The sequence below is a fragment of the Acidimicrobiales bacterium genome, assembly GCA_016794585.1.
In the GTDB taxonomy this organism is placed as follows: Bacteria; Actinomycetota; Acidimicrobiia; order Acidimicrobiales; family DATDAH01; genus JAEUJM01.
This window is the reverse complement of the sequence record JAEUJM010000011.1, coordinates 139598-152185: the sequence shown is the minus strand read 5'-3', so window position 1 is coordinate 152185 and position 12588 is coordinate 139598. Positions and strand designations below refer to the sequence as shown.

Below are 12588 nucleotides of genomic sequence, written 5' to 3'. Positions count from 1 at the left end.
AGCTCGGGGGGTGGCGGCGGAACGGCTTCGGGCCACCCGCGGCGGGCGCAGCCCGCCGCCCGCAAAACGGGGTGGCGAGCCACAGAGCCAGCCGGCCGGGTGGCGGCGGAACGGCTTCGGGCCACGCGCAGCGAGCGACGAGCGCAGCGAGGACCGAGCGAGCATGGCCCGAAACGGATGTCCGCCGACAGGACCCGGCCGGCGGGACACGGGGGACTCGCGGGGGTGGCCCCCTCGAGCTAGTCGTGCGTGACGGCGGCGCCGAAGGCGGTGGGGAGGCGGTCGCGCCAGGCGGTGGTGGCGTCGGCGAGGCCGACGTCGAGCAGGTCCTTCACCGACAGGCGGTCGCCGGCGGCGAGGCCCAGCTGGGTGACGGGGACGCCGGCGGCCTCGGCCCGGTCGATGATCTCGCGGGCCCGGTCGGCGGCGACGCAGACGACCACACGGCCGGCGGACTCGGACCAGAGCTCGGCCTCGTCGTGGATGCGGGCCACCTGGAAGCCGACGCCGCTGCGCACGGCCATCTCCGCCAACGCGACGGCGAGACCGCCCTCGGCGACGTCGTGGGCGCCCAGCACGGCCCGCTCGGCCACGAGGCCACGCACCAGGTCGGCCACCTTGGCGACCGCGGCGAGATCCGCCGGCGGGAGCGTGCCCCGACGGGCCTGACCCGTGTGGGTGGCCCAGCGCGAGCCGGCGAGGCCCGGCCAGGTGTCGCCGAGGAGCAGGATGCGCCCGCCATCCACCAGGCCGGCGCCCGGCGGCGGGGAGGACAGGTCGTCGACCATGCCCAGCAGCCCGATCACCGGGGTGGGGTCGATGTCGGCGCCGCGTGACTCGTTGTAGAGGCTGACGTTGCCGCCGATGACGGGCAGGCCGAACGCGTTGCAGGCCTCGGTCATCCCGTCGATGGCGCCCGAGAGCTGCCACATCACCTCGGGGTGCTCGGGATTGCCGAAGTTGAGGCAGTTGACGACCGCCAGCGGGCGGGCGCCGACGCAGGCGAGGTTGAGCACCGACTCGGCCACGACCATGGCCGTGCCCTGGTGGGGGTCGACCGCGCACCAGCGATGGTTGCCGTCGGTGGTGAGGGCCAGGCCCCGGCCGGTGGCCTCGCCCGTGACGGGGTGCTTGAGGCGCAGCACGGTGGCATCGCCGCCGGGCCCCACCACGGTGTTGAGGAAGAGCTGGTGGTCGTACTGCGACGAGACCCAGGTGGTGTCGGTGAGCAGGTCGAGCAGGACGTCGCCGACGGGGAAGCCGTCGGCGGGTGACGAGGGCTCGGTCGCCCGGCGCTCGGCCAGGTCGGCGGGCTCGGCCCGGGGGCGGTCGTAGAGGGGGGCGTCCTCGTGGAGCGAGGCGGCGGGCACGTCGCAGAGGACCTCGCCCTCGAAGCCGTCGCGTATCCGCAAGGCGCCGCCGTCGGTGACCTTGCCGATGACGCTGGCCCGCACCTCCCAGCGCTCGCAGATGCGCAGCACCTCGTCGAGGTTGACGGGCTCGACGATGGCCAGCATGCGCTCCTGGCTCTCGCTGGTCATCACCTCGAACGGCTCCATGCCCGGCTCTCGGCGGGGCACGGCGTTGACGTCGACGTCCATGCCCACGCCGCCGCGCGACGCCGTCTCGCTGGTGGCGCAGGCGAGACCGGCGCCGCCGAGGTCCTGGATGCCGACGACCAGCCCGGCGTCGAGCAGGGCGAGACAGGCCTCGATGAGGCGCTTCTCCTCGAAGGGGTCGCCCACCTGCACCGACGGGCGCTTCTCGGCGTCGGCCTCGTCGTCGGCGAAGCCGGCGGAGGCGAGCACGCTCACGCCGCCGATGCCGTCACGCCCGGTGGACGATCCCAGGAGCACGGCGAGGTTGCCGACCCCGCTGGCCTGCCCGAGCACGAGGCGGTCGGTGGGCAGGATGCCGAGGCACAGCACGTTGACGAGGGGGTTGTCGGCGTAGGTCTCGTCGAAGACCACCTCGCCGCCGACGGTGGGCACGCCGACCGAGTTGCCGTAGCCGGACACCCCGGACACCACGCCCTCGGCGATCCAGCGGCTGCGGGGGTCGTCGAGGGGACCGAAGCGCAGGGGGTCCATCACCGCGATCGGGCGGGCCCCCATGGTGAAGATGTCGCGCAGGATGCCGCCCACGCCGGTGGCCGCGCCCTGGTAGGGCTCGATGGCCGACGGGTGGTTGTGGCTCTCGATGCGGATGGCGGCGGCGATGCCGTCGCCCACGTCCATGACGCCGGCGTTCTCGCCCGGCCCCACGAGGACCCCTTCCCCGGTGGTGGGGAGGCGCTTCAGGTGGATCCGCGACGACTTGTACGAGCAGTGCTCGGACCACATGACCGCGTACATGGCCAGTTCGAGGTGGTTCGGCTCACGCCCGAGGATGCCCCGGATGGACTCCAGCTCGTCGTCGGTGAGCCCCAGTGCCCGGTGGACCGGCTCGTCGGACGCGGGTTGCGGAGGCGTGTCGGCGGACGTGTCGGCCATGCCTGCACGCTACCCCGCGACGAGCCCGGCAAGGTGCGGCGGATGGAGGACCAGAAGGGGGTTGTCGACCCCCTCGAATGGGCGCCTTCCTCACCGGTCAGAAAGGCAAAGATTGCGACAAATGTGTCGCCCTGACTTGCTATGTCATTGCTTCTGTGTTGCCATGCTCGTATGGCAAATGCATCGACCCGCTCAACGGGAATGTCCGCGCAGCACAAGGCGGCACTTGCGGAAGGGAGGGTCCAAGGGAGGGCCGTTCGTGTGTATCTCGAGGCCCTCGCCGCCAACCGCCCCAAGCGGGGCCGAAAGCGCACCAAGGAGTCGGTCGAGAAGCGCCTCGAGCGCATCGGGGCCGAGCTCCCCGACGCCAGCCCGGTGCAGCGCCTCCAGCTCGTGCAGGAGCGCATGGACCTCGAGCAGGAGCTGGCCAGCAGCGGTGAGACCGTCGACCTGAGCGCGCTCGAAGCCAACTTCGTGAGCGCGGCGAAGGGCTACAGCGAGCGCAAGGGCATCTCGTACGCGGCCTGGCGTGAGGCCGGGGTCCCCGCCGCGACCCTCAAGGCCGCCGGGATCTCACGCGGTCGCTGACGCCGGCTCGCCCAGACGGGCCCCTGCGGCACCCGCTGCCGCGGCCAGGAGGGACTCGAGCAGCACCCGGCCGTCCCCACTGCCGAGCAGCGGGTCGTAGGCGCGCTCGGGGTGGGGCATGAGCCCCACCACGTTGCGACCCGACGAGCAGATGCCGGCGATGTCGCCCACGGAGCCATTGGGGTTGTCGACGTAGCGGACGACGACCCGATCCTCGCCCTCGAGCTCGGCGAGCACCTCCGGCGAGCAGGTGAAATTTCCCTCGAAGTGGTTGATGGGGATGCGCAGGCGGGCGCCGGCATCGGCCTGATTGGTGAGGGCGGAATCCGTGGTCGCCACCTCGAGCTCGACCGTGGTGCACAGGAACTTGAGGCCACGGTTCTTCTGGAGCGCGCCGGGCAGCAGGCCCGCCTCGGTGAGCACCTGGAAGCCGTTGCAGATGCCGACCACCGGACCGCCGGCGGCGGCGAACTCGGCGACCGCGGCCATGACCGGCGAGAAGCGGGCGATGGCGCCGGGCCGCAGGTAGTCACCGTGGGCGAACCCACCGGGCACCACGACGGCATCGACGTCCCCGAGGGACGAGTCCCCGTGCCAGAGCAGGCGACCCTCACCCCCGAGGGCACCGACGGCCTCGAGCACGTCGAACTCGCAGTTCGACCCGGGGAAGAGGACGACGCCGACGCTGGCACCCATCAGACCGCAGCCGCCTCGTGGAGGGTGACCGTGGCGTCCTCGATCACCGGGTTGGTGAGGAAGCGGGCGCAGAGGTCCTCGGCTTCGGCCCGGGCGGCGGCCTCGTCGTCGGCATCCATGGTGAAGCGGATGCACTTGCCCACCCGCACCCCGGAGATGCCGCCGAAGCCCAGCGTGGGCAGCGACCGCTCGATGGTGGCGCCCTGCGGATCGGCCACGCCCGGCCGCAGTTGCACCTCGACCACTACATCGAACGTCATGGCCTCACTCTAGGCGGCGCCGCCTGCGGCTCCAGACCTCGATCGGGCCGGCCGACGCACCGTCGACCGAGGTGGAGGCGAGCGCGTCCGGATTCCGGATGCTGCCGCCTCCGGTTCGTCAGGACCAGGACGTGAATGCGGCGCCGACGAGGTGAGGGACGACGCCGGACACGTCGTGCGCGGCGGCGAGGTCGACGTCGGCGGACTGGCCCCGCTCGGCCTTCTCGAGGCCCGAGGCGCAGCGATGGAGCACGTCGGCCAGGCCTCGTGTCGCAGCCGCCCGGAACGCGTCGGCGGCGACCACGGCCTCGGGGGTGGCACCGGCCTCGGGAAGGGCGGCGAGCACGGCGCCGGCGCCCAGGAGGTCCTCGAGGGCGGGGCGTAGCGGGCCGGTGGCGCCATTCCAGCGCTCGCCCGCGGCGATCACGGTGACGACCCCGTCCGGGCCGGCCAGGGCGGTCGCAGCCAGGCCGACGGCGGAGGCGTTGCGCAGGCACCCGGCCAGCACGATGCGGGCGCCGGCTTCGGCGGCCCCGAACGACAGCGCCGAGCCGTTGGGCGACGGCAGCACCAGACGCGTGCCGGCGGGCAGGTCGACGAGGGTGGCAGGGGCGAGAGTCCAGGCCGCGGCCGGCCCCTCCCCCGCCACCAGCGCGTCATGGGCGGCGGCGTGGGCCTGTTCGCCGCCGTCGTGCCAGCGGTAGGGCAACACGGTGGCGCCGCGCCCGAGGGCGACGTCCACGGCCGTGGTGAAGGACAGCACGTCCACGATCACGACCACGTCGGACCCCGGGGCGAGGCGACGCAGCCCGTTCGGGCCCCACTCGAAGCGGACCGAGGGGGAGGACGGCTCTACGGGCATCACCCGATTGTCCACCATTGCCCGTGGGTCACCGGAGGTGGAGGTGAGGGCTTCCGGATTCCGGACGCCGTCGCCTCCACCTCCGGGGGACGGTCAGGAACCGGTGCCGGCGCCGGGCCAGTCGGCGAAGGACTTCTGGGTGATGCGCTCGTAGGCCTCGATGTAGCGGGCCGACGACGAGGCCACCACCTCGTCGGGAAGCGGCGGCGGGGGCGGCTGCTTGTCCCAGTCGAGGCCGTCGAGGTAGTCCCGCACGGGCTGCTTGTCGAACGACGGCGGGGTGGAGCCCACCTGCCACTGGTCGGCGGGCCAGAAGCGGGACGAGTCCGGCGTGAGGACCTCGTCGCAGACGATGAGCTCGCCGTCGACCATCCCCAACTCGAACTTGGTGTCGGCGATGACGATCCCCCGCTCGGCGGCCAGCGCCGCGCCCCGCTGGTAGAGCTCGAGGCTGATGGACCGGGCCTTGCCCGCCACCTCGGCACCGACGAGGTCGACGGCCTCGCTGAGGGAGATGTTGATGTCGTGGTCGCCCTCCTCGGCCTTCGTCGACGGGGTGAACACCGGCTCGGGCAGCTTCGACGACTCCTGGAGCCCCTCGGGCAGGCGCTCACCGTGCATCGTGCCGCTGCGCTGGTACTCCTTCCACGCCGAGCCGGTGAGGTACCCGCGCACGATGCACTCGAGAGGCAGCATCTCGGCCTTCTTCACCAGCATCACCCGCCCGGCGAGGCTCGGGTCCTGGGCGCCGGCGGGCACGTCGGCGAGGTCGGTCGAGAGCAGGTGGTGGGGGGCCACCGAACCGAGCTCGTCGAACCAGAACGCCGAGATGGCGGTGAGCACCCGGCCCTTGTCGGGGATGGGCTGGTCCATGACCACGTCGAACGCCGAGATGCGGTCGGAGGTGACGATGAGCAGGCGGTCGTCGCCGGCGTCGTAGATGTCCCGCACCTTCCCGGTGGCGAGGTGGGGCAGGTCGATGGTGGCCATGGGTGCTCCTCGGAGATTGGCGAGCAGGGTCGGGTGGAGAACGGGGTTGGGAAGATGGGGCTGGGGAGAGCGGAGGCGGCGCCGCCAGTCTCTCAGATGACGAACTCAGCTTCGTACTTTGCCGCCTCGGGGTGCTGCGCGGCCACTTCCCCTACCCGCTCGGCGAACACGCCGACCTGGCGACCGGCGTCGCCCACGAAGGTGATGGGGTCACCCACCAGCGCCTCCACCTCGGCAGCCGTCAGCGGCAGGCGGGGGTCGGCGCCGAGGCGCTCGTACAGGTCGTTGGCGTCTCCGCCGGATTCACGCAGGGCCAGCGCCGCCGCGACCGCGTGCTCCTTGACCACCTCGTGGGCTTCCTCACGCCCCAAGCCGAGGCGCACGGCGGCGAGGAGGATCTTGGTGGTGGCGAGGAACGGCAGGTAGCGGCGCAGCTCGCGCTCGATGACCGCCGGGTAGGCCCCGAAGGCACCGAGCACGTCGAGCAAGGTCTGGAAGGCGCCGTCGGCGGCGAAGAAGGCGTCGGGCAGCATCACCCGTCGCACCACCGAGCAGCTCACGTCGCCTTCGTTCCACTGGTCGCCGGCGAGGCCCGTGGCCATCGTCACGTGGCCGGCGAGGATGGTGCCGAAACCGCAGATGCGCTCGCACGAACGGCTGTTCATCTTGTGGGGCATGGCCGACGAACCCACCTGACCCGGACGGAACCCCTCGGTGGCCAGCTCCTGGCCGGCCATGAGGCGGATGGTCGTGGCGAGGCTCGAGGGGCCGGCCACGGCCTGGGCCAGTGCGGTGACCACGTCGAGATCGAGCGAGCGCGGGTAGACCTGGCCGACGCTGCCGAGCACCCGGGCGAAGCCGAGCTCGGCGGCCACCTGCTGCTCGAGCCGGTCGAGCTTGTCGGTGTCGCCCCCGAAGAGGTCGAGCTGGTCCTGCGAGGTGCCCACCGGGCCCTTCAGGCCCCGCAGCGGGTAGCGGCCGAGCAGGTCCTCGATCCGCTCGTAGGCGACGAGCAGCTCCTCGCCGGCGCTGGCGAAGCGCTTGCCCAGCGTCGTGGCCTGAGCGGGCACGTTGTGACTGCGACCCGTGATGACGGTGTCGCGGTGCTCGACGGCTCGGTCGGCCAGGACGACGAGGGCGGCGACCATGCGGTCCCGGACGAGCTCGAGTGAGCGCCGCACCTGCAGCTGCTCGACGTTCTCGGTGAGGTCACGCGAGGTCATGGCCTTGTGGACGTGCTCGTGGCCCGCGAGGGCGGAGAACTCCTCCACCCGGGCCTTCACGTCGTGGCGGGTGACCCGCTCACGGGCGTCGATCGAGGCGAGGTCCACCTGGTCGATCACGCCCTCGTACGCCTCGATCACCCCGTCGGGCACGTCGACGCCGAGGTCGCGCTGGGCCCGCAGGATGGCGACCCAGAGCTGCCGCTCCAGCACCACCTTGTGCGACGGCGACCACAGCGCCGCCACGGGCGCGCTGGCGTACCGGGAGGCCAGGACGTTGGGGATCATCGGGTCATGTTCCATCAAGAACCACCATTCCGCTGCCGACGTGAAACCGGATGGAGGGCCGCTGCGCGAAGCACCAGTTCGAAGCTGCAGAAGACGTCTGCCGCGAATGCGGCAACGAGTTCTGCAGCGAGTGCCTGGTGTACTCGTTCGGGCCCAAGAAGCCACCTTTTTGCATCGCGTGCGCCCTGGCCGCTGCCGGCGTGCGCACCACTGCGGCGAACGCCCCGGCGAAGCCGAAGAAGGAGCTGAAGAAGGAGGTGCGCGCCCGCCGCAAGGCGGCCAAGGAGTCCCAGAAGCACGGCGCCGGCTCGGTGGAGGTGGAGTGGTCGATCACCGCCGACCCGACCGAGGGGCTGACCGAGCAGGACCTGCGCCTGCCCTCGGCGCCCGTGGATGCCGCTCTGCCTCCCCTCCCGCCGGTCGTCGAGGGCACAGGGACCGGCGGGGACGACCGGACGGACGCCGGCCCCGACCATGGGTCGGCTCCCGGCTTCGACGACGCCACGGCCCCTGCGGTGGTGGCCACGTTCTCGCCACCCCCTCCCCCGCCGCCGGCCCCCGCGCCGTCCGACGTGGTGCCCGCCGGCGCTCCACCGGGTGCAGGGGACGAGCCGCCGCAGTTCCTGCTGCGCCAGTCGGAGATCCCCGCGCTGCCCGACGAGCCGCCCGCGCCGCCGCTGCTGCCGCCGCTGCCGCCCCCCGTGTTCGAGCCGGTGGGCGCAGCCGATCCGCGGGCACCGTTGGCGGGTCTCGGCGAGCTGCCCGACCCTGGCCCGATGCTGCCGCCGGAGTCCCTCACCCCGCCGCCGCCGTCGCCCACCATGGCGGCGCCGCCCCTGCTCGCGCCGTCGGGGACGGCCCCGGTCGACCGATCAGCGGCCGACGACCTCACCGCGATCATCCCGGCATCGGCGGCCGACGACCTCGGCGCCATCATCCCCCCACCCCCACCTGCGGCCGGCGACCTGGGCGCGATCGTCGCCCCACCCCCACCCGCGGCCGACGACCTGGGCGCGCCCCCGCCGGCTCCCGCCGCCCTACCCCTCCTCGAGCCCGCGGGCTTCGACACGGTGGCCACCGAGCTGGTCCCCCCCGAACGGCGCCCGCGGCCACGCCCCCAGCGTGACGAGCCGACCTCCGCCGTGGTCCCCCCGCCGCCAGCACCGCCGGCCCCGGCCGTCGACCTTCCCACGGACCGCTCGTCCTCCCCGCCGCTCGTGCCGGAAGCCGACCACGAGCTGGGCCTCGCCGAACCTCCGCCTGCGTTCGCGTCGCCCGCCGACGACCTCGCCGCGGCAATCGACCCGACGCCTTCCCACGTCCCGCCCGTGCCTCCCGCGTCACCGATCACCCCTGCCGCCGGCGACGCGACGGCTCTGCCAGACCCGCCGTCGGTCCCCGTGCCGCCGCCCCCCTTCCGGCCGCCGACACGCGTCGCCCCCAGCCCGGCCGCGGCGGTACCCAGCCCACCGCCTCCTCCGCCTCCGCCGCCGCCTCCCCCGCCGCCGCCCCCGCCGGTCGTGGCTCCAGCCCACGACGGCGAACCCGCCAGGACGCCACCCGAGGAGAACTGGGCCCCGTCGGCCGACCCCTTCGAGGGGCTGCCCCCCATGCCGGGGTTCTCGGGGGACACCTCACCGCTGCCGGAGGCGCCCCTGCCCCCTGCGGCGCCACCGGGCACGCCGGACCCCGAGGTCGCGCCCCACGTCGACGTCGACCAGCTCTTCACCGCCGACACGCCACCGGTCCAACGCGCGCAGGCGTCGATCCCCGACGCCGCCTCGGCGTGGGAGCACGTCAACAGCGGACGCCCGACCCTGCGGGTGCGCGACCTGTTGGCCGGCCCCGAGGAAGGCGCCCCGCCCCCGCCACCACCACCGCCGCCCCCGCCGCCGAAGCGCGCCGAGCCATCGTTCTTCGCCCCGGTCACTCCCGAGCAGCTGGGCGAGGACCCCACGCCGCCCCCGCGCTGAGGCGACCGCCCGGCACCCGGCTCACCCCCCGGCCATCTCCCGGCGGTGATCGGCCAGCTTGGCGGCGAGACCCTCGTCGCTGATGGCCAGCATCTGGACGACCAGCAGGGCGGCGTTCATCGAGCCGTTGACGGCCACGGTGGCCACCGGGATGCCCTTGGGCATCTGAACGGTGGAGTAGAGGGCGTCGACACCGTCGAGGGCTCCGCCCGAAAGCGGCACCCCGACGACCGGCAGCGTGGTCTGAGCGGCCACCGCGCCGGCGAGGTGGGCGGCCATGCCCGCCCCGCAGATGAAGGCGACGTACCCGTTGTCGCGGGCGGTGCTGGCCAGCTCGGCCACCTTGGCGGGGGTGCGGTGGGCGGAGAGCACCCGCACGTCGGCCTCGATGCCGAACTTGGCGAGCGTGTCAGCGGCAGGCGCCATCTTGTCCTTGTCGGACTCCGACCCCATCAGCACGGCGACCTTCATCAGTAGACCCTCCTGGTCAGTGTGGGCGGGAGCTCCCGCCCGTTGATAGCTACTACTGCCCGGCCGCCCGCCGCGCGATGTCCGTCCGCCTCTGCATACCAGGCCACGAGATGCAGTCCACCGCCGCATATGCGGCGTCACGGGCGGCGCCGATGGTCGGACCCGACCCGGTGACCGCCAGCACCCGGCCGCCGGCGGTGACCAGGCGACCCTCGTCGTCGGCGGTGACGCCGGCGCAGAACACCGAGGCGCCGGTGGCTTCCGCCGCGTCCATGCCCTCGATGACGTCGCCGGTGCGGGGCGCCGAGGGGTAGTGCTCGGCGGCGCAAACCACGGTGACGAAGGCATCCTCGACGAAGGTCGGCGTGGCCGTCATCTCGCCGGCGGCGGCCTGGGCCAGCAACTCGACGAGGTCGGACGAGAGCCGCGGCAACACGACCTGGGTCTCGGGGTCGCCGAAGCGGACGTTGTACTCGAGCATCTTCGGCCCATCAGCGGTGAGCACGAGCCCCGCGTAGAGCACGCCTCGGTAGTCGATGCCACGGTCGCGCAGCGCCGCCAGGGTGGGCTCGACTGCCGCGTGCATGACCTCGTCGACCACGTCCGGACCGGCGAAGGGCACCGGGGTGTAGGCGCCCATGCCGCCGGTGTTGGGGCCGGCGTCACCGTCGCCGATGCGCTTGAAGTCCTGCGCCGGCGCCAGGGCCACGGCGCGCCGGCCGTCGCACACGGCGAGGATGGAGAGCTCGGGACCGTCGAGGAACTCTTCGATGACGAGGCGCTGGCCCGCCGCGCCGAAGGCCGAGCCCGAGAGGTAGGCGATGACGGCGTTGCGGGCCTCGTCGAACGACTCGGTGACCACGACACCCTTGCCCGCAGCCAGCCCGTCGGTCTTGACCACGTAGGGCCCGGCCATCGAGCCCAGGAAGTCGAGGGCGGCGCGCTCCTCGTCGGCGGAGAAGGTGCCGTAGGCGGCAGTGGGCACGCCGGCGTCGACGAGCACCTGCTTCATCCATGCCTTCGAGCCCTCGAGCCGGGCCCCGTCGGCACCCGGGCCGAACACGAGCTTGCCCTGGGCCCGTAGGCGATCGGCCATCCCGTCCACCAACGGCGCCTCGGGGCCGATCACGAAGAGATCGGCATCGATCTCCTCGGGCGGTGTGGGCACCGAGCCCGGGATGCCGGGGTTGCCCGGGGTGACCACGACCGACGAGGCGGTCCGGGCCAGCACGTGCGCGAGCGCGTGCTCGCGACCTCCACTCCCGACCACACAGACCTTCATGGACGACCCTCCCGGTGGCTAGGCGGCGAAGTGCAGGAACTGGTCGCGCCCGGGGCCGACGCCCACGAGGCGGATGGGGACCCCGATCTGCTCCTCGAGGAACGCGATGTAGTCGAGGGCGGCCGGGGGCAGCTCGGACCGCTCGGTGACCGCGGTGAGGTCCTGCTGCCACCCGGGCAGCTCCTCGTAGACCGGGGTGCAGTCGTGGAGCACGGACTGGTGGTACGGCAGGTGCTCGTAGCGCACGCCGTCGGCTTCGTAGGCCACGCACACCTTCAGGGTGTCGAGGGTGTCGAGCACGTCGAGCTTGGTGAGGGCCACCTCGGACAGCGAGTTGACCCGCACCGCTTGGCGCAGCATCACCGCGTCGAACCAGCCCGGGCGCCGGCGGCGACCGGTGTTGGTCCCGTACTCGTGGCCGCGATCGACGAGCAGGTCGCCCACCTCGTCGAACAGCTCGGTGACGAAGGGACCCGCGCCCACCCGGGTGATGTACGCCTTGGCGATGCCGATGACCCGGTCGATGTACAGCGGCCCGACGCCGGCGCCGGTGCAGGCGCCGCCCGCCACCGGGTTCGACGACGTGACGTAGGGGTACGTGCCGTGGTCGAGATCCAGGAAGGTGGCCTGCGCGCCTTCGAGCAGCACGTGCTGGCCGGCGTCGAGCGCGTCGTGCACCAGGGTGACGGTGTCGGCGATGTAGGGCTCGAGGCGGGGCAGGCACTCGTCGAGGTAGAGGCTGGCGATCTCGTCGGCGTCCGGGGGAAGGCGGTTGTAGACCTTCGCCAGGAGCGGCGCCTTCTCCTTCAGCACCAGGTCGAGCTTGGCCCGGAAGATCTTGGGGTCGAGCAGGTCCTGGACGCGGATGCCCACCCGGGTGGCCTTGTCGGCGTAGGCCGGGCCGATGCCCCGCTTGGTGGTGCCGAGCTTGTTCTTCCCCAGGTGGCGCTCGGTGATGGCGTCGATCTCCTGGTGGTACGGGAGGATCAGGTGGGCGTTGCCGCTGACCTTCAGGCGGGAGCAGTCCACGCCCTTGCCCTCGAGCATGTCGACCTCGGCCAGGAGCACCACGGGGTCGACCACCACCCCGTTGCCGATCACGGGGGTGATGTGGTCGTAGAGGATCCCACTGGGCACCAGCTGGAGGGCGAAGCTCTGGCCGTCCACCACGATGGTGTGGCCGGCGTTGTGGCCACCCTGGTAGCGGACCACGAGCTGCATCTCTTTGGCGACGAGGTCGGTGAACTTGCCCTTGCCTTCGTCGCCCCACTGGGTGCCGACAACCACGGTTGCGGGCACTGGCGTCTCCGTTCGTTTCTGGGGGCGCTTACGGACCGACTCTAGTCGGTCGCGGGGAAAGGGCCCGCTTCCCCGTTCGGGCCGTGCGACCTAGGCCGAACGTGTCATTCCCGGTGTGACCGGCCGGTTCCCCTCACGGTGACTCACGAGTCGGTCGATGGGGG

The 12588-nt window shown here is 72.8% G+C and carries 11 protein-coding genes; 2 read left to right on the top strand and 9 right to left on the bottom strand.

The annotated features are described in order from the left end of the window. Positions 1-239 precede the first annotated feature (239 nt). The gene (gene purL / locus JNK12_05105; protein MBL8775282.1) at positions 240-2492 is read right to left on the bottom strand and encodes a phosphoribosylformylglycinamidine synthase subunit PurL; all 2253 of its coding nucleotides are present in this window, start codon (positions 2490-2492) and stop codon (positions 240-242) included. Positions 2493-2753: 261 nt separating this feature from the next. Between purL and JNK12_05100 the strand changes: the two genes are divergently transcribed. Then, on the top strand, positions 2754-3080 hold the full coding sequence (locus tag JNK12_05100; protein ID MBL8775281.1) for a hypothetical protein: 327 nt from the start codon (positions 2754-2756) through the stop codon (positions 3078-3080). Here the strand turns inward: JNK12_05100 and purQ are convergent. The 5 genes from purQ to JNK12_05075 form a co-directional block, all read right to left on the bottom strand. Next, positions 3066-3776: a phosphoribosylformylglycinamidine synthase subunit PurQ gene (gene purQ / locus JNK12_05095; protein MBL8775280.1), complete on the bottom strand. Its 711-nt coding sequence runs from the start codon at positions 3774-3776 to the stop codon at positions 3066-3068. The two genes, JNK12_05100 and purQ, sit on opposite strands and share 15 nt — an antisense overlap. Next, positions 3776-4036, bottom strand: a complete 261-nt coding sequence (gene purS / locus JNK12_05090; protein MBL8775279.1) for a phosphoribosylformylglycinamidine synthase subunit PurS — start codon at positions 4034-4036, stop codon at positions 3776-3778. Before purS ends, purQ begins: the two co-directional genes overlap by 1 nt. A gap of 118 nt (positions 4037-4154) precedes the next feature. Continuing rightward, positions 4155-4898 (bottom strand): 2-phosphosulfolactate phosphatase, encoded by a 744-nt coding sequence (locus JNK12_05085; protein ID MBL8775278.1) that lies wholly within the window; start codon positions 4896-4898, stop codon positions 4155-4157. 93 nt (positions 4899-4991) lie between these two features. Beyond that, positions 4992-5888 (bottom strand): phosphoribosylaminoimidazolesuccinocarboxamide synthase, encoded by an 897-nt coding sequence (locus tag JNK12_05080; GenBank protein ID MBL8775277.1) that lies wholly within the window; start codon positions 5886-5888, stop codon positions 4992-4994. Positions 5889-5980: 92 nt separating this feature from the next. Next, complete coding sequence (locus tag JNK12_05075; GenBank protein ID MBL8775276.1) at positions 5981-7414, bottom strand: adenylosuccinate lyase; 1434 nt, start codon at positions 7412-7414, stop codon at positions 5981-5983. A 35-nt stretch (positions 7415-7449) separates the two neighbouring features. On the opposite strand from JNK12_05075, the gene JNK12_05070 reads away from it, so the two are divergent. Beyond that, positions 7450-9372, top strand: coding sequence for a hypothetical protein (locus JNK12_05070; GenBank protein MBL8775275.1), 1923 nt, complete (start codon positions 7450-7452; stop codon positions 9370-9372). 21 nt (positions 9373-9393) lie between these two features. Here JNK12_05070 and purE read toward each other — a convergent pair whose 3' ends face one another. Genes purE through JNK12_05055 form a run of 3 tightly spaced genes read right to left on the bottom strand, consistent with a single transcriptional unit; the run spans position 9394 to position 12424 of the window. Then, positions 9394-9843, bottom strand: coding sequence for a 5-(carboxyamino)imidazole ribonucleotide mutase (gene purE / locus JNK12_05065; protein MBL8775274.1), 450 nt, complete (start codon positions 9841-9843; stop codon positions 9394-9396). Positions 9844-9895: 52 nt separating this feature from the next. Next, complete coding sequence (gene purD, locus JNK12_05060; protein MBL8775273.1) at positions 9896-11125, bottom strand: phosphoribosylamine--glycine ligase; 1230 nt, start codon at positions 11123-11125, stop codon at positions 9896-9898. 18 nt (positions 11126-11143) lie between these two features. Beyond that, the gene (locus JNK12_05055; GenBank protein MBL8775272.1) at positions 11144-12424 is read right to left on the bottom strand and encodes an adenylosuccinate synthase; all 1281 of its coding nucleotides are present in this window, start codon (positions 12422-12424) and stop codon (positions 11144-11146) included. Positions 12425-12588: the final 164 nt, after the last annotated feature.

Excerpts from the sequence above, each read along its gene's own strand:
- purL (MBL8775282.1), bottom strand. The coding sequence starts at position 2,492 with ATGGCCGACACGTCCGCCGACACGCCTCCGCAACCCGCGTCCGACGAG.
- purQ (MBL8775280.1), bottom strand. The coding sequence starts at position 3,776 with ATGGGTGCCAGCGTCGGCGTCGTCCTCTTCCCCGGGTCGAACTGCGAG.
- purS (MBL8775279.1), bottom strand. The coding sequence starts at position 4,036 with ATGACGTTCGATGTAGTGGTCGAGGTGCAACTGCGGCCGGGCGTGGCC.
- JNK12_05085 (MBL8775278.1), bottom strand. The coding sequence starts at position 4,898 with ATGCCCGTAGAGCCGTCCTCCCCCTCGGTCCGCTTCGAGTGGGGCCCG.
- JNK12_05080 (MBL8775277.1), bottom strand. The coding sequence starts at position 5,888 with ATGGCCACCATCGACCTGCCCCACCTCGCCACCGGGAAGGTGCGGGAC.
- JNK12_05075 (MBL8775276.1), bottom strand. The coding sequence starts at position 7,414 with ATGGAACATGACCCGATGATCCCCAACGTCCTGGCCTCCCGGTACGCC.
- JNK12_05070 (MBL8775275.1), top strand. The coding sequence starts at position 7,450 with ATGGAGGGCCGCTGCGCGAAGCACCAGTTCGAAGCTGCAGAAGACGTC.
- purE (MBL8775274.1), bottom strand. The coding sequence starts at position 9,843 with ATGAAGGTCGCCGTGCTGATGGGGTCGGAGTCCGACAAGGACAAGATG.
- purD (MBL8775273.1), bottom strand. The coding sequence starts at position 11,125 with ATGAAGGTCTGTGTGGTCGGGAGTGGAGGTCGCGAGCACGCGCTCGCG.